This is a genomic window from Yersinia sp. KBS0713, assembly GCF_005937895.2.
Lineage (GTDB): Bacteria > Pseudomonadota > Gammaproteobacteria > Enterobacterales > Enterobacteriaceae > Yersinia > Yersinia bercovieri.
The window spans coordinates 3,871,753-3,887,876 of sequence record NZ_CP042173.1 but is presented as its reverse complement, the minus strand read 5'-3'; the positions used below and the strand labels follow the sequence as shown (position 1 = coordinate 3,887,876).

Below are 16,124 nucleotides of genomic sequence, written 5' to 3'. Positions count from 1 at the left end.
ATCGTAATCTTCCTGCGCTGCGGTTAAGGGTGTAACCCATTCTCCGTGGCGCGTGATGGCGTGTGGTGCAAATACAAATTCAGACATGATGAACTCCGGCATTAAATGACAAATGCCAGCAAGTAACCTTGTGGGACACTGTAGAGCTGCTGGCATTGATATTCGACATGAATAACTATTACATCTCTTTTCTTGGTCTTCCTCTGCCATCAGGCTCTGGGACATCACTCAGGCCATAACAATACAACCCTTCTTTCTGTTCTTCTTTCGCCAGATAACTTAATGTGTAATACAGCTCATTAAAACGCTGCTCATGGTGGTAATTGAATTTACCCTGACCATTAACCGGATAATTATTATTACCAGGGTCACAGATATGCGCATACCCTTGACCCTGAGTCAGACATGACCAGAGCTGTAATGCATCCTGTGCCGTCGGATAATACTTCTGATGCAGATGACCATTCAGATAAAACATGGCATGAAAATGAATACCGTGCTGCGCTGTTCGTTCCATTACCCAACTGTAACCCACAATATTACTGGTATCGATAAGCCGCTCAGCCAGCATATACATATCCCGACAAGACCAGTCATTTATTCTTTGCTCAAATAAAGGGGTTCCTTTGAGATAAAAGAAATCCATTCTGAACGTAAGGAGTCTGGAGTACGTCCCTCTCAATGCTTCTGCATGTGAAAATAGATGAGATAACAATACCGGGTTCAGCGCATAGTTTGTGTTGACATTTGACATGATAAATCCTCTTTTGGGTTTTTAACTCATGTCATTGTGTGATTATGTTAAGTAAAACGTATTCCTGATAGTTATCAGGAAATAAATACTGATAGGTGATTAAGTTAATTTTCAAACATCTTTCATAAACACACATCATGATGTAATAGCTTATACATTGGAGTAATGGAGTGCTTGTCAATAAGGTTGTGAATAGGTATGGATATGGGTTTGAATGTAGGTGTTAATAGATAGACTCTTAAACCAATAACACTAATTAACCCAAATTAAGATTAATAAAGCGCTAAGCGCCAATAACCTTAACTTAATCCTTATGCTCTTTATTACGTGAACTCATCACTTTATCATTAACCCACTCTATTATTTAACTTTCAAGCCAGCGATAACTACAACCCAGTTTAATTGGCTTGGGAAACTCCTCTTTCTAGGTCAATTTATAAATCCATTTATCAGTCATACCTGTAAAACGGACAATGGATACCATGTCGATCACCTGGTCATGGTGAATATCAATCATGCTCATGAAAGTCTTCGGGAATGTATCAAGAGGACACCCGTGTGGCATCCTTTCCTGTCATAGTTCGTATATGTATAATTTTAATTTTCTACATTCCCCAGAACTATATTAATCGCTGGAGTCTTTCAGTTTCTCTGCACATATACAGATACCATCTGAAAATTGAGGCAAAGCATGTCTCGTATAACTGTTTTGCTCTAAAAGTGCATTTGATACCATTTCTGAAAGGGGTTGACAAGATAATCAGAAATAAAAACCTACATGTAGTCATCGTGAGTGATTCATGAGAACCACGTGTTAAAGTCAGTCATCAACAGTAGTGCATCACTTTTATGTCGTGTTATAATCTGGAGATAAGCTCACAAAAAAAACCAAAAAGTGATAATTATGTTAAAAGAAAAAGACAAAAATCTTTCCATTCGTATCTATAGGTATTGTATTTATTACATTCGAGTTCACGGATTCTATATTTCATATCCTGCAAGAGAGTCCACCAGTGAATATACATACATAATAAACAGCACACTGGAAAAATGTGATGGCATTAGGTTGTCTGATGGTTCTATAATTTCAAATGATGCTTTCATAGATAAAATGATACAGCATGCACGTGCAATGGTTTCTATATCTGATAAGGATTTTGAATGGCTGGAAAACTCAGATCGCGCATGTATGTACATGTGGATATTTATCAGGAATGGATTCCCTGACAAAGAGAAAAATAACAGACCTATATATGAATCATTATATTTATCTGAAAATCCGTTCTCACATCAAAATCGACTTGATGCGATAAGGAATTTTTATGACAGAATTGAAATGAGTCCTAGTTCAAAAATAAATTCATTGGAAATGTCGAAGGCAACTTGGATTAGAAAGAGTAACGAACCATCATATTTTAAAAAACTTGATAAGAAAAATGAGGAACTGTGTCAGTGGGCATGGCAATACCTCAGTGAGAAGTTAAAAGAAAGAACTGAGAAGTGTGGATGGAGTTACATCAACACATCAGCAGGAAGACTTTCTCCAATGAGTGATCATGAAAAATACCTTTCTATTTATGGTGTCTTAGATACTTGGGGTGATAGTTCAGAATTCAAAGAATTGCTTTTATTGAAAATGAATAAAACGATGTCTCAGAAGCGTTATCGAAGCAGCATGGTGGAGAAAAAAATTATTACAACCACTCTCCGTTCTGACACAAGAAATAAACTAGATGCAATTGCAACTAAAAGGGGAATACGTGTTTCCGAAGTCCTAGAGTGGCTGATCTGCAATGAATACGAACAACAGAATAAGCGTGAAAAGTAATCATCGATGAAACTGACCCTGTGAATAATTTGCTGTACTTAGCCCAGATTATTTCGTTCCTATATCACTTACATGAAGTCACACCGATGTGAATTAATGGACGTGATTGTCATTCATCGATCTGCCATACCGATCGAACCCACCCCAATAAATAGATATAAACTATCAATTATTGCAAAACGATCGGCATTATCGATAGGTTATGACGATCGGTTTCAGCTTATTGATCTGCACTAACGATTATCCCATCTCCCGAAAAATGAATACGATTGCACAGAAGCATTCTCTGTATCTATCAAAAGAATACTCTGATTTTCATTACATTAGGCCATCGAGCCTATCGACAACATGCTCCCATTAAACGGGGTTTTAAGGAGACTCAATGACTAAAACTATACGTGCAAGACTGCTACTTGCAGGGATGACGCTCTTTAGCGCAACGACACAAGCCGTCGTCGGGGAGCAGCAGTGGGGGAAATGGTACGGCAATATCGATGTCATGGAGTTTGCGTTGAACACGAATAATAAAGCAGGAGAAACCCTGACGCTGCGTTGCAGTGATAGCCAATTGGCAGTGACTTATGAAGATACAAAAGGACATTACCGTGTCAATAGCGAAGGCCTTAATGATGTCCAATTGCTAATAGGCAAGAAGGCGTACAGCCTGAACAGTTCAGCCTTTTCCGCACTCAAATACAGCAGTGCAAAAGACAATATCACTTTCTCCTCGCGTCAGAGCGGGGAATCAGCCCCCTTCAGTGCTCAGGGCCTGAAAGAGGCTCTGCAGGACATCACCTGGCAGGATTGCACCAGCCATTAATTAATTGAAAGGAAATCTCATGCGTAGATTCATTATGTTATCACTCAGCAGCGTAACGTTGCTTATTCCCGCCGTATCTTCAGCGCTGGATGTCTATGGGGAAATTCATCCTGAACGCTATACCTTTTTTCTCAATGATAAAGGCGGTGACAATTTAAAGCGTTTAAATAATAAGATGGTCAGCGCTATTGGCAAGGTTCGTCCTGGTAATATGCAGGATGCCCTGAACATGAGTAATTTGCAGAAAGAAGGATATGACTCGGTCGGAATTGCATCTTTTGTCCCTGAGAGTATCCAGAAATCGACGGTACGTGACGACGATCAACCTGTAAAAGCAGTGACTTGCCTGATGTCCACTGTCACGGTCCCACACGCTAGCCGTCATATCACAATGGAAAGAACCTGGTGCAAGGATGAAGTGGGTGCCGAATACATTGGCTTCAACGGGTGGCCGTTGCGCAGTGCAATAGCCAAGTCTTGCCGTGTGGGTGACAATGATTGCCCTGTCTATCTGACTCTGCAGAACGACGATCCCACTGTGCGGGATGATTCTGTTAATTTCGTTCCAGTACATCCGCCAAAACCACAAGCTCTTCCCGGACCGGCACCAAAGGAAACTGATCCGGCAATTGTGAGCAAAGTCGTTGCCGACCTGAAAGCCAATGGCTGCGCAATCATCAACAAATATAAGCAATCTCCTCCTCAATGTGGCTCAGTGATTGAAGTGGTTACAGGGAAAGGTATGGATCGCGAGGGTATCAGATCTTATGAAATTGATTATGCGGAAGCAGGTACTGGCTGGCGAGTGCAATGGCCTGTCAAGCTGACCTATCGCGATACGACTTTAATTCGTTTTAAAGGTGGCGATAATTTTGATGCCGTGGACATTGAGGATCCCACTAATAATCAGCCTTCCACCACATCGACACAAAGTAGTGCCTGGAAAATGGCCCGCAATGAAAGCTCAATAATATTCACGACAGAAAATGAATCGGGTAAACAGCTTGAACTGGCCTGTGGTGAAAATGGTGATTTTGCAGTCCGATACGGAACAGAAGGTCACTGGACGTCTTCAGGTCCTATGTCACAACTGACCCTGAAGGTCGGATCAGATGAATTTAGCCCGGACCAGACATTCTTTGAATCACTCAGCAACCTTCCACCCAGCAGTAAAATCGTTGTATTACAAATGGGTCATGAATACGGGAGTTTTTCCAGTCATGGCTTATCTGAACTGTTAAAGGGGATCTCCTGGAAACAATGCCTCAATCCGCAGAGCAGTATATAGAAAGGAACTCTTTATGCCGAAAGACACCTGCAAACCTGAAATGCCGGATGTTACCTGGCCTGTTGTGTTGGTCGTTACAGGGATCACTTTAATGCGCAGCGACTCTATAACAATCAAAAGTATGGGGGCAGCGCTCACGACGTTACACCTAATCCGGATTGTCAAAAAACTCGCCATATTGGCCTGAACACCCGACCTGCTGGCCAGGAGGATAAGTGTCATATGCCTGAAAATACCAAAGGGAAACTCGGCAGGCTGAAAGATAAATTAAGCTTTGCCCGAAAGACGTCTCCTGTCGATATACCAATTGAAACAGTTGAAGAGCCTGAACTGGGCAGCCCTGTTGAACCGTCGGTTTCTCGCTTATCAAAATATAAACCGTTGCTTGAAAATATCGTTATCAATGGGCTGTTGAATATCGCTGAAGATAAATTAAACGACGATATTTTTGTTGAATCTGTCTTCACCAAAGCCTATGAGCTTTTACCCGCACCGGTGAGAATGGTGGTGAAGCGGGAATGGTGTTTGAGCTACCTGCAGTCGCGTAAGACACCGCTTCTGGTGAAACTGCAGCTTTATCGGGATGAAAGAAGCCGGGCTGAAGAGCCCGCAGCGTTGCCTGATAAGGAACACATTGCCCAACCGGTTTTGCCCCCCGTGACACCGTAAACAATCTTGCCACTCAATCAGGGCCATCCTTCGGGGTGGCTTTTTTATGCCCACTTTTTGTTAAGGAATGAATCATGACCCGTTTAGCCTCCCGCTTTGGCCGGGTGAACTCTGTTCGCCGCGACCGCCCCTTGACCCATGATGAACTGGCCTACTATGTCCCCAGTGTATTTGGCGAAGACAAGCATGCCTCCCGCAGCGCCCGCTATAGCTATATTCCCACTATTACCTTGCTGGATAAATTGCGCGAAGAAGGATTTGTGCCGTTCTTTGCCTGCCAGACCCGGGTACGAGACCTGGATAAACGTGAGCATACCAAGCATATGGTGCGGTTACGTCGAACAGGGCAAATCACGCAGAGAGAAGTGCAGGAGATTGTTCTGCTCAACAGCCATGATGGCTCCAGCAGCTATCAAATGCTGCCGGGTATGTTTCGGGAAATTTGTAGCAACGGCCTGGTTTGTGGTCAGAGTTTTGGCGAAATTCGTGTACCGCATAAAGGGGATGTGGTGGAAAAGGTGATTGAAGGGGCCTACGAAGTGTTGGGGATATTTGACCAGATAGAAGAAAGTCGTGAAAGCATGCAGGCATTGACGCTATCTGCGGAGCACCAACATGCACTGGCCCACGCCGCACTGACCTATCGTTACGGTGAGGAGCACCATCCGGTCACAGAGTCGCAAATCCTGATGCCTCGTCGTTGGGAAGATAAGAAAGATGACCTCTGGACAACATTTCAGCGTGTGCAGGAGAATCTGACCAAAGGCGGGTTATCGGGTAAGAGCACTGGAGGAAAACGTGCCCGGACCCGTGCTATCAGTGGTATCGATGGTGACATCAAACTCAATCGGGCACTGTGGGTCATGGCTGAACAGCTTAAGCAGGCCGTGCTCTGATGCTGCTTCACACCTCCAGTGACGATCGATTTCAACGATCGGTTTCGTGTTATTGATCTGCACAACCCATTATCTTTTCTCTTTACCCATCGATAAAATTGATAGGGTTACCTGTCAGCAAAATGTATTCAAAACAGCAGTCAGGGACAGGCGTTATGCCAATATTCAGGGAAAACCACCGCCCGTTATCCCGACGATAACGGGTTTTTAATCTAAGAGGTCCTGCCTCTCCCCGCGTCCTATCTTCACTCACGACTTTAAATATTGAATCAAATTCTTAACCCATTAAATAAACAGGCTCCCCGGTATTCCCGGAGGGCTGTTTTGCTATTTATCTTTATTAAAGAAGGACATTACTCATGAATATCCCAACGACAACTCAGATGGATACACTAACCGCCACGCCGGTTACCGACTCTCAGCGCATTCACTTCTGGCCAGACCATTTTGGTGAGATACCGCAATGGATTTTGATTGAACCACAGGTGTTTGGTTGGCTGGATCGATTGTGTGATGACTATCGCGGCGACTTCTGGGATTACTATACGCTCAGCGGCGGCGGCGCATTTATGGTGCCGGGTACGGAGCAAGACTACGCGTTGTTTAACGCACTCAATGGCAACGGGGCCACCGTCAGTCGTGAAGCTGCGGGGATCATCGCCTGCCTGATGACCTACAGCCACCATGCCTGCCGTACTGAAAATGAGCTTATGACGGAACACTTCTATCGGTTGCGTGCTTACGCGCTGCATCATCCAGAAAGTCATGCCATTTTTGCATTAATCGATTGATATAAGGTGATGTTCCATTCAACCAAACGATTTGGTAACCCTTAGCATCTTCCTGACTTAATCCCAAATTATCCACATGGAGAACATCCCCATGAAACCAAACCCCACAACAGCGGGTGCATTACCCGTGCCTGCTATTTATCAACAACTGCTCGCTTTCCTGCTGGATCACCACTACGGCCTGAGCCTCAACGATACGCCCTATCACGATGAACAGGTGATTGCACAGCAGATAGAACAAGGGATTTCAGTGGGCGATACCATTAATGCATTGGTTGATAAATATGTATTAGTGCGAATTGGTCGTGCCGGGTTCAGCGCACTGGCGCAAGACCCGATGTTAAGCAAAGGCGATATCGTGCGGGCTCGCCAGGCTGCGGGTCTGTGGCGTGCTCATTTCCCGCCCACCTTGCTGTACCCAACCGAATCCCTCAATCCTATTCCACAGAGACCGTTAACATGAATAACCACATGACTACTTCCCCAACATGGGGCCTGAAACGTGATATTACGCCGCGGTTGGGAGCCAGACTAGTTCAGGAGGGAACGCATCTGCATTTTCTGAGCGACAGAGCCCACATTGTCGGCACCTTTTCCCTTGAAGCCACTCAGGCTCTTGATGCAGCGTTTCCCGCGCTGATAACCAAACTGGAATCGCAACTGCTGTCCGGGGCGCTGGATCCACGCCGCCAGCAAGGCATTACGGTTCGGCATGGAGAATTTGTCTGTGAAGCGGATACGCTGGGCAGTCACGGTTATGTCTATATCGCGGTGTATCAGGAACTGTCTTTGTTACTTTCAGAAGGCGGTGGGCCAACTGATGTTTAAGCCCCAGAGCTGATAGAATATTATTGAGAAGCACTATTTGGGGATACTGGAGCAGTAGTTACAGTGAATTTTGACGCCTTCAGATACCGAATTGAGTTGGTTGGGAAGTAACTTACTGAATTTGGTCTAAATCACATTTAACTGAATTTCTTGCTGCCCCCCTGAACCGGCAGTGACGTAATTGAGATTAATCCGATAAGATACAGATATCTCATTTTTTAATCGCCCTACACACGGAGTATGTGATGGTTCAGGATTCCTCTGCGTTAGCCTCTTTCTTTCGTTCTCATATCGCAAAAAATAATCAATACAGCCCCGACTGGGGCAAACACTATCGTCAGCTCGTAGAACAGGTCCAAGCCGAAAAACCCAACTTCTCTGCGGATACAATTCGGCAGATTTGGTACGAACGTAGCAATGGTATCTCCAGCCTCAGGCAGGGCGGTATGTCCCAGTTTGAATTCGAAACGGCGCAAAAACAGCTGCTCGTTCTCACCCGTCAGATGGCAGATGAGTGTACGCAGGAGAACTACGATCGGGTGATTGAGCGCCTTGTTAAACTTAAAACAGATGGGATATTAAACAAAGTATATTGGGCACTTTGCCATCGTGCCTTTGCCGCGCTCTACCCGTCGAAAATTACCAACGTTGTGAATGTCAGCAATTTTTTCAGCAGTTATAACTATTGCAATAACCATTTTCAACTTGACCTTTCTGAGGATCAGGAGTGGTTCGCTCGCAACCTTGATCTCAAGAAAGTGTTGCATCGAGCATTGGGCGATGATATCGATCCTATCGAACTGAATATGTCGCTCTGGCATCTCTACACGCAGGTGATTCAGAAGAAGAATGATATTGGGTTAATCGGTAGTGAGACTGCCTTGCCAGAGGATGAGCAAGACGAGGAGGTTACCACTCCGCAACTGCCAAAAAATACTATCCTCTACGGACCTCCAGGTACCGGTAAAACTTACTGTACCATCGAGCTAGCCGTACGCGCCTGCGAACCAGCAGCCTACTCGCTGCAGGAAGGCAAAGAAGAGAACGAAAAACGCCGTGAGCTGAAAAAGGTTTATGACCGCCTGATTGCTGAAAAGCGGGTGCGCTTTATCACCTTCCATCAGAGTTTTGGCTATGAAGAGTTTATCGAAGGGCTAAGAGCAGAAACCACCGATGATGGCAATGTACGCTATGAAGTCAAAGCGGGCATTTTTAAGCAAATTTGTGAAGATGCTGCTTTTGGTCACGCCGGTGTTCAGCAGAAGCTTGACGAGGCGCTTGCCCGCCTACAAGAACGTTTATCTGAAAGTGGAAGCATTACCCTTGAAACGCTGCAGGGCAAAGCCTTCCAACTGGCTTACAAGAGCCAGACCACCTTTGGTATCTTCCCGTCGCAATCGAAAAAAGAGGATTTAGGGCAGGGTTACAATGCTTACCTCAAGAATATCAGTCTGGTTTACCAAAACCCTCAGGCAAAGGTACACAATCCTTCATATGTACGTAGTATCCTTAATTACCTCATTAAACAGGAAGGTTTGCCTTCCAACCCACAGGAATCTGTATCTGAAAAACGGCAAAACTACGTTCTGATTATTGACGAGATTAACCGTGGCAACATCTCCAAAATCTTCGGCGAACTGATCACCCTGATAGAAACCTCTAAACGTGCCGGGGAACCGGAGGCGCTTAGCGTGATTCTGCCTTACTCTTCCAGTTCGTTCAGCGTACCGAATAATCTCTATTTAATCGGCACCATGAACACTGCTGACCGTTCGCTCACCGCACTGGATACCGCCCTGCGTCGCCGATTCGAGTTTGAAGCGATGCTGCCGGATATCACCGTTCTAAAAGAAACTGTTGTCAAAGGTATTGATCTGCCACGTCTACTGCAGACCTTGAATGACCGCATTGAGGTGCTGTACGACAGAGAACATACACTAGGCCATGCCTTTTTCATCCCAGTAGTTCAGGTAAAAGAGGACGAAGACCTGGCATTTGAAAGGCTCAAGCGGATCATGCGAAACAAGGTGCTGCCTCTGTTGGAGGAGTACTTCTACAACGACTGGCAAAAAATTCGTATGGTGTTGGGCGACAATCAGAAAAGCGGAAACCCGCAGCTACAGTTCGTGTGCGAGGTGAAAGACCAGAAACAGTTTGCCGATCTTTTTGGCAATAACGGAACTGAAGATCTGCATGATATAGGTGCCAGTTTCCATCTAGCCCCTGAGGACGACAAGGTTTGGGATAACCCGCTCGCCTGGCAACAAATTTATGCGCCACATAAAGGTAACCCGGTGAGTGGGGAATGAAGTCTCGTAAGGACTTTACCGTCTTCGAATATGGGCACCTGATTAGCGACAAAGACAGTGGCCGCATAAATAATGCGGTCTCGCTGCCTCCGCAGCTGTTTGAGTGGCTTGAGCAACGTTGCCTGAAAGATGACGCGGATAACACTCACCGTCTGCTCACCCTTGGAAGTCGGGGGGGCGTAAAAACGCTGCAGGTAAAAAACTATGCTGGTGTTATCTCTCTTCCGGGTAATGCGTTTATTGAAGTGTTGCCAAAAACGGGGCGGCGTGATGAGAACATTGATATTGCACGTCAGCAGCTTTTGATGATGCTACGCACGCTAAAATCATTTCGCCATATAGCCACTTCAGCATCCAGAGTTCGAACCTCGAAGATGCCGCTGATGGATGTTTTTATTCAGCAGTTTATCGATAGCGTACAGCAGATTGTGCGCCAGGGTCTAAAGCGTGACTATTTACGCCAGCAGGACAATCTGCCTTGGATGAAAGGGAAGTTACGGGTCTCAGCTCAAATAAGTAAAAACTGTGTGCGTCGGGATCGCTTTCAGGTGGAGTTTGACGATTATAGCTCTGAACGTCCGGAGAACCGGATACTGAAAACCGCCATCGATAAAATTCGCCGTCAGATCAGCAACCCACAGCTACTACTACAAGTTAACTCTTTGCAGGTGCACTTTGACGACATTACGCCTGTCGGTGATGTTCGCATCGCCTTCGACCAGGTACGTCTTGACCGACATATGCGTCACTATGAACTTGCCTTGGCGTGGGCGCGGCTGATTTTGATGGGGCAGTCGCCCCACTGCATGCAGGGCGACGCTAACGCAATTTCACTGCTTTTCCCAATGGAAGCTGTGTTTGAATCTTTTGTGACTGCATGGATGCGTCATCGTTATAACGATAACTGGCATGTGAAGGCACAGGTGGATTCACACACCTTGGTTCGTCTCAATGGCAAAGGAGTATTTAAGCTTAGACCCGATATCCATCTACGACCTCGTGGGGAGAATGGGGATCAGGCGATGATTTGTGATGTTAAATGGAAAATGGTGGAGAGCGGAAAGGCGACACTCGAACAATCGCAGGCTGACCTCTACCAGATGCTAGCTTACGGTGTGAACTATCAGGAGGGGATAGGGGATATGCTGCTGATTTATCCTTCGCATGAGGGTTTTAGTCAGCCGTTACCTTATCCATATGAATTCAGCCATCAAAAGGAAAACCCGCTGCGTTTATGGGTTGTGCCATTTTTCATTGGTGACAGTTTGCAAAGTTCTGATCTGCGTTTCCCTGATGGGAAAATATTGATTTAAAACCGTGTTATTCTCTTTCGTACAATTAGCCATAACGGTGTTGTACTGATATGGCTCTGTACCTACTTGCGCTGTCTGATGTTTGTACGGATTTTTGTTTGTGGGTACAAGTGCGGGTACAAACTCTTAGTGTTAAAAATAAATAATATTGATATCAGTAGGTTGTATTATATTGACGATTCCGGCCTTCGCATCTGTCATCCATGGAAATCTAGCAGCAACTATTAACGTATCTGCTCGAACACTGCTACGGCCTGAGGCTGAACGACACCCCATTTTATGATGAATTGGTTATAGAGTAAGGTATTGATAACAGTTAATTTTTATCCATCCCTGTGATGTGTTGGCCTAATTATCCTATTTTGGGATTATTAGGGTGGTGACAGATATTCAATTCCAACGTTCTAAAAGGAATTGGACAGATGGTTTCTATTTATTCAGATGAATATCAATCGGTTATCAAAGCGTTACGCAAGCAGCGTATTGCTAAAGGTATCACTCAAGAGAGTCTCGCCACCGCGCTTGGTCGCCCCCAATCCTTTGTTGCGAAAGTAGAAAATGGCGAAAGGCGCTTGGATGTCGTCGAATTTGTGCATATAGCGAGGTTATTGGGGCTTAAGGTCGAGGATGTGTTAGGAAATCTCGAGTAAATCAATTTACAACCATACCCATTTCCCTTTGCACCTGGCATAGTTAACGCATTCAATAAAATAGTTCATTAATTTTGGATGTTAGTGCCATGGCTGTAAACCACTGGACGCGGGATCAACTGTTAGTTGCATTTACACTATATAGCCAAATTCCCTTCGGCAAATTACATTCCCGAAATCCCGATATTATCCATTACGCTGCATTGATTGGCCGGACACCTTCGGCTTTAGCCATGAAATTGGTTAATTTCGCCAGTCTGGACCCTTTTATTCTCGACTCGGGGCGCAAGGGATTAAGCGGGGCCTCAAATGCTGATCGCGCCTTATGGCTGGAAATGAATGAAAATGCTGGGGTCTTTGAGCAGCAATGCCAGCAGGCAATGAGTCAACTTGAAAAACCTGTCACCCAATTATTTGATAGCGGTGTTAAAGATTTTAGTGGGAAAGAAAAAACCACCATTATTAAAGCTCGGGTCGGTCAGCAACTGTTCCGTAAAAATGTTTTGCAGGTCTATCAAAATCGCTGCTGTATTACCGAGCTGGAAGAGCCGGCGTTATTAGTTGCCAGCCATATTCGCCCTTGGAGTCATGGTACAGAGCATCGTCTTAACCCCAGTAATGGCTTATGTCTTTCCAGCTTGCATGACCGAGCTTTTGATCAGGGATTAATTACCTTTAACGAACATTTTGAAATGGTGCTCTCCACACAAATCAAAAAGCTTAAAAGTAGTATTAGTGAAGACAATTTTGCTAAATATGAAGGGCGGAAACTGCGGCTACCTGTTCAATTTTTCCCTGATGAGGGGCAGATGGCTTATCATCGCCAGAATATTTTCTTAGATTAAATATTTAAATAAAGAACGCAGCCCCAAGCTGCGTATTGTCACTATTTCAACAAGAATGACTGACCCTGTTTTAGCACCAGATCGCAGGCTTTAGTTTTGATTTTTTCGGTTATTTGTTCGCTGCCTAGGTCATTTAGGTTCAGGCTTTTACCTTCGCCGGTTTTCAGTAAACCACCTAAACCCTCTTGGTAATCTTGGCTCTTGGCATTTTCGGTGCTGGTGATCCCCAATTTACTCATCAATTGGTCTTTAACTGCGGTGGTGCCATTGGCTGACAGCACATTATTTTGGACGCAATATTGCAAGATACCCGCAGCATTGGTCATGGTGCTAGCACTCAAACCTTTATCGCCCCCATTGAGTAAGCCAGTCAGCGACGACAATGAAGATGAGCTATCGCCTGATTTACTGTACTGGTCTGCGGCACTTTTAACTGAATCCAATAAGCTGTTCGCGCTCGCCGCACCCGTCAGTAGTGTGGTGGAGCAAGCCAGGGCCAAGATCAAGCGATGAGTGGTGTGCATAGAAACTCCTGTTTTATGGTGTGGATCACAGCAGATGAGGCGCGATATGGCCAGAAAGGCTGCCAATCATTATCTTCAGCGCTAAGAATACCGCACTGTATACATTTTACTGATAGGTGTTGTCTGATATCGCGCCTATCAATTTATCTTGCGGCTCTCATTGGAGTGACGACTCTCTGCTTCATCCGGCTGGGTGATTAAAAAAACAGAGCGCAGATAATGTGCCTGAATCCTGGGGCTGAGGGAATATTGCGAGCGAGGAATTGGGGAAACAGAATGGGCAGCGATAGTGTATCGGCTGCCCATGTCGGCTAAGGCATCAGGCCGATAAAGACGGTTTTTTTGCGTGGGCCAGTCATCAACCCCTCCAGTTGCTCGACACACGCGAGGTAATGGGGGGTCTTTTTATGGGCTGTTACCGCCTCTTCGTCAATGTAGGCTTCATAGATGTAAAAGCGGGTCGGCAGGGTCTCATCCCTCAACACATCAAAACGTAAATTGCCCGCCTCACGGATAGAACCGAGGTGATTGGCGCGAAAAACCTCAATAAATTGGTCAACTTTGTCATCTTTCACATTAATTTCGACGAGAGTAACGTGCATACTTTCCTCCTTGTCACCGCTCAACCTTTTTCGTGTAGGAACAGCTGATAAGCCGCTTCTGCACTCTCATTGTTATGCACCACGGCATGAACCGCTTTTAGCATGGCAATTGGTGCTTCGGACTGGAAGATATTGCGGCCCATGTCCACGCCAGATGCGCCCTGATCAATAGCTTGATAGCACATCTCCAGCGCCTCATGTTCCGGCAGTTTTTTCCCACCAGCAATCACGATAGGCACCGGGCAACCGGCGGCAATGCGTTCAAAACCACTGTCGACATAGTAGGTTTTGATCACCTGCGCGCCCATTTCGGCGGCGATCCGTGTCGCCAGCGAGAAGTAGCGCTGATCGCGAACCATATCTTTGCCGACCCCCGTCACCGCCATGGTTGGCATGCCGTAGCGCATCCCTTGGTCGACCAATTGAATGATATTTTTAATCGATTGATGCTCATGTTCGGTGCCGATATAAACCTGCGCGGCCACGGCACAGGCGTTGAGCCGCAAAGCATCTTCCATCGCGACGGCCACGGCCTCGTTGGATAGATCCGTCAGGATTGAGTTGGCACCGGACGCGCGCAGCACCACCGGGCGATTGGCGGCAGCGGGAACCACACTGCGCAGAATGCCACGGGTGCACATTAAGACATCGGCGTACTCAAATAGGGGGGCAATATTGATATCAATGCGCTCCAGACCGGTGGTCGGCCCCTGAAAATAGCCGTGGTCAAATGCCAGCATCACTGTGCGATTGGTTTTTGGATTGAAAATCCGCGCCAGACGCGACTGCATCCCCCAATCCAGTGAGCCGGAACCTTTCAGCGTAAACGCAGGATTGTGCTGCGGGACGCCAATACCGAAATCTTTACCATCTTTGATATCGTCTAAATCAGCCATCTGTCATCACTCCAATTACTATGGGTATTAGCCCGCCGCAGGGGCGGGCCGCTGAGACTAGAAATCGTATTTGTCGATGTTCTCTTTGGTGAAAATGACCCGCTGTGGCAGCAACACGATGCCGCTGCCTTTCGCTTCATGGTCATAGCCCTGCACACTGTTTGGTGCCACTTCAACCACGCCAATATTGGGGATATCCAGCTTATCGCCGACGTTCAAATCGCCTTTTTTCAGCATTTCATTGGCGACATAAACCGAGATTTTGCCTTGGTTAACCACATCCCACAGGCCAAACTCCTTCACCGTGCCGCGTTCAACATAGGGGCGCATCACATTTGGGGTACTGAAACCGACAATCGCCACATTGTCGCGTTTTAGGTTTTCTGCGGCTTGTGCCGCTGCGGGCAGGGCGTTGGCATCCGGCGCGATAATTGCATCCAGATCGCCATAGGCTTTCAAGATGCCCTCGGCGGTTTGCAGCGATTTAGTAGCATCGTTATAGCCAAACTGAGTGGTGACTATCTCCCAGCCGGGGTGCTCCTGCTGGATTTTTTTCTTCGCTTCATTGACCCACTGGTTCTGGTCGGTCACCGTCGGGCTGGAGTAGAAGAATGCCACTTTGGCTCTCTCTTTTTTCACCTGATTTGCCGCCATATCGACCAGCATCGAACCCAGTTGATTCGGGGTGCCCTGGTTGATATAAACCGAGCGGCACTCTGGTTTGGTGTCAGAGTCCCAGGTGAGGATTTTGACTCCCCGCTGCATGGCGCGTTTTAACGCCGGGCATAGCCCATCTGGCGAGACGGCGGAAACCACAATGGCGTTATAGCCCTGATTGACGAAGTTATTGATCAGTTGAACCTGACCGGAAACACTCGGCTCTGTCGGGCCATCGTAGGTGACATCCACGCCCAACTCTTTGCCGGCATCGACGGCCCCTTTACCGCCACTGGTGAAGAAGCCGACCCCGACCAATTTCGGGATAAATGCGATGCGCTCCGCAGCTTGTGCAGCATTTATAGAGCTGACGGTGATACAGGCAAATCCGAGGGCACAAACCAGTGCCAGTTTTTTTAATCTTAGTGTTTTCATTGTTATCTCCGCATCCAGG

General features: G+C 46.3%; 18 protein-coding genes and 1 pseudogene. 14 read left to right on the top strand and 5 right to left on the bottom strand.

Annotated elements, in window-relative coordinates; genetic code table 11:
* Nucleotides 1–178 precede the first annotated feature (178 nt).
* On the bottom strand, nt 179–754 hold the full coding sequence (locus tag FFE93_RS18460) for an inovirus-type Gp2 protein (RefSeq protein WP_072086356.1): 576 nt from the start codon (nt 752–754) through the stop codon (nt 179–181).
* A 904-nt stretch (nt 755–1,658) separates the two neighbouring features.
* Between FFE93_RS18460 and FFE93_RS18450 the strand changes: the two genes are divergently transcribed.
* From FFE93_RS18450 to FFE93_RS18390, 14 genes and pseudogenes are all read left to right on the top strand, one after another.
* The gene (locus FFE93_RS18450; RefSeq protein ID WP_050290733.1) at nt 1,659–2,582 is read left to right on the top strand and encodes a hypothetical protein; all 924 of its coding nucleotides are present in this window, start codon (nt 1,659–1,661) and stop codon (nt 2,580–2,582) included.
* Between the two features lie 382 nt (nt 2,583–2,964).
* Nucleotides 2,965–3,402: a hypothetical protein gene (locus tag FFE93_RS18445; protein ID WP_138775738.1), complete on the top strand. Its 438-nt coding sequence runs from the start codon at nt 2,965–2,967 to the stop codon at nt 3,400–3,402.
* Nucleotides 3,403–3,421: 19 nt separating this feature from the next.
* The gene (locus FFE93_RS18440) at nt 3,422–4,690 is read left to right on the top strand and encodes a hypothetical protein (RefSeq protein ID WP_138775736.1); all 1,269 of its coding nucleotides are present in this window, start codon (nt 3,422–3,424) and stop codon (nt 4,688–4,690) included.
* A gap of 13 nt (nt 4,691–4,703) precedes the next feature.
* On the top strand, nt 4,704–4,877 hold the full coding sequence (locus tag FFE93_RS21600; protein ID WP_019081230.1) for a hypothetical protein: 174 nt from the start codon (nt 4,704–4,706) through the stop codon (nt 4,875–4,877).
* A gap of 35 nt (nt 4,878–4,912) precedes the next feature.
* Nucleotides 4,913–5,359: a hypothetical protein gene (locus FFE93_RS18435; RefSeq protein WP_138775734.1), complete on the top strand. Its 447-nt coding sequence runs from the start codon at nt 4,913–4,915 to the stop codon at nt 5,357–5,359.
* Nucleotides 5,360–5,433: 74 nt separating this feature from the next.
* Nucleotides 5,434–6,255 carry a DUF932 domain-containing protein gene (locus FFE93_RS18430; RefSeq protein WP_138775732.1) on the top strand — a complete coding sequence of 274 codons (822 nt, stop codon included), beginning with the start codon at nt 5,434–5,436 and terminating at the stop codon, nt 6,253–6,255.
* 359 nt (nt 6,256–6,614) lie between these two features.
* Nucleotides 6,615–7,046, top strand: a complete 432-nt coding sequence (locus FFE93_RS18425) for an antirestriction protein (protein ID WP_050120324.1) — start codon at nt 6,615–6,617, stop codon at nt 7,044–7,046.
* Between the two features lie 91 nt (nt 7,047–7,137).
* Nucleotides 7,138–7,509, top strand: a complete 372-nt coding sequence (locus FFE93_RS18420; RefSeq protein ID WP_138775730.1) for a TA system toxin CbtA family protein — start codon at nt 7,138–7,140, stop codon at nt 7,507–7,509.
* A gap of 8 nt (nt 7,510–7,517) precedes the next feature.
* Nucleotides 7,518–7,874 carry a type IV toxin-antitoxin system YeeU family antitoxin gene (locus FFE93_RS18415; RefSeq protein ID WP_409994325.1) on the top strand — a complete coding sequence of 119 codons (357 nt, stop codon included), beginning with the start codon at nt 7,518–7,520 and terminating at the stop codon, nt 7,872–7,874.
* 245 nt (nt 7,875–8,119) lie between these two features.
* Entirely contained in the window at nt 8,120–10,183 is a 2,064-nt protein-coding gene (locus FFE93_RS18410; protein WP_138775726.1) for an McrB family protein, read from the top strand.
* Entirely contained in the window at nt 10,180–11,496 is a 1,317-nt protein-coding gene (locus FFE93_RS18405; protein ID WP_138775724.1) for an McrC family protein, read from the top strand. The genes FFE93_RS18410 and FFE93_RS18405 overlap by 4 nt, the downstream gene beginning before the upstream one ends.
* Nucleotides 11,497–11,711: 215 nt before the next feature.
* Nucleotides 11,712–11,795 (top strand): annotated as a pseudogene (locus FFE93_RS21980) (TA system toxin CbtA family protein); the annotation flags it as partial.
* Between the two features lie 123 nt (nt 11,796–11,918).
* Nucleotides 11,919–12,146 carry a helix-turn-helix domain-containing protein gene (locus FFE93_RS18395; protein ID WP_005270906.1) on the top strand — a complete coding sequence of 76 codons (228 nt, stop codon included), beginning with the start codon at nt 11,919–11,921 and terminating at the stop codon, nt 12,144–12,146.
* 89 nt (nt 12,147–12,235) lie between these two features.
* Nucleotides 12,236–12,991, top strand: a complete 756-nt coding sequence (locus FFE93_RS18390) for an HNH endonuclease (RefSeq protein WP_049599919.1) — start codon at nt 12,236–12,238, stop codon at nt 12,989–12,991.
* A gap of 41 nt (nt 12,992–13,032) precedes the next feature.
* Here the strand turns inward: FFE93_RS18390 and FFE93_RS18385 are convergent, their stop codons facing one another.
* From FFE93_RS18385 to lsrB, 4 genes are all read right to left on the bottom strand, one after another.
* The gene (locus FFE93_RS18385; protein WP_005270901.1) at nt 13,033–13,515 is read right to left on the bottom strand and encodes a DUF2501 domain-containing protein; all 483 of its coding nucleotides are present in this window, start codon (nt 13,513–13,515) and stop codon (nt 13,033–13,035) included.
* A 311-nt stretch (nt 13,516–13,826) separates the two neighbouring features.
* Nucleotides 13,827–14,117, bottom strand: a complete 291-nt coding sequence (gene lsrG, locus FFE93_RS18380; RefSeq protein WP_138775722.1) for a (4S)-4-hydroxy-5-phosphonooxypentane-2,3-dione isomerase — start codon at nt 14,115–14,117, stop codon at nt 13,827–13,829.
* Nucleotides 14,118–14,137: 20 nt separating this feature from the next.
* Complete coding sequence (gene lsrF / locus FFE93_RS18375; protein ID WP_005270881.1) at nt 14,138–15,013, bottom strand: 3-hydroxy-5-phosphonooxypentane-2,4-dione thiolase; 876 nt, start codon at nt 15,011–15,013, stop codon at nt 14,138–14,140.
* A gap of 57 nt (nt 15,014–15,070) precedes the next feature.
* Nucleotides 15,071–16,105 (bottom strand): autoinducer 2 ABC transporter substrate-binding protein LsrB, encoded by a 1,035-nt coding sequence (gene lsrB, locus FFE93_RS18370; protein WP_138775720.1) that lies wholly within the window; start codon nt 16,103–16,105, stop codon nt 15,071–15,073.
* Nucleotides 16,106–16,124: the final 19 nt, after the last annotated feature.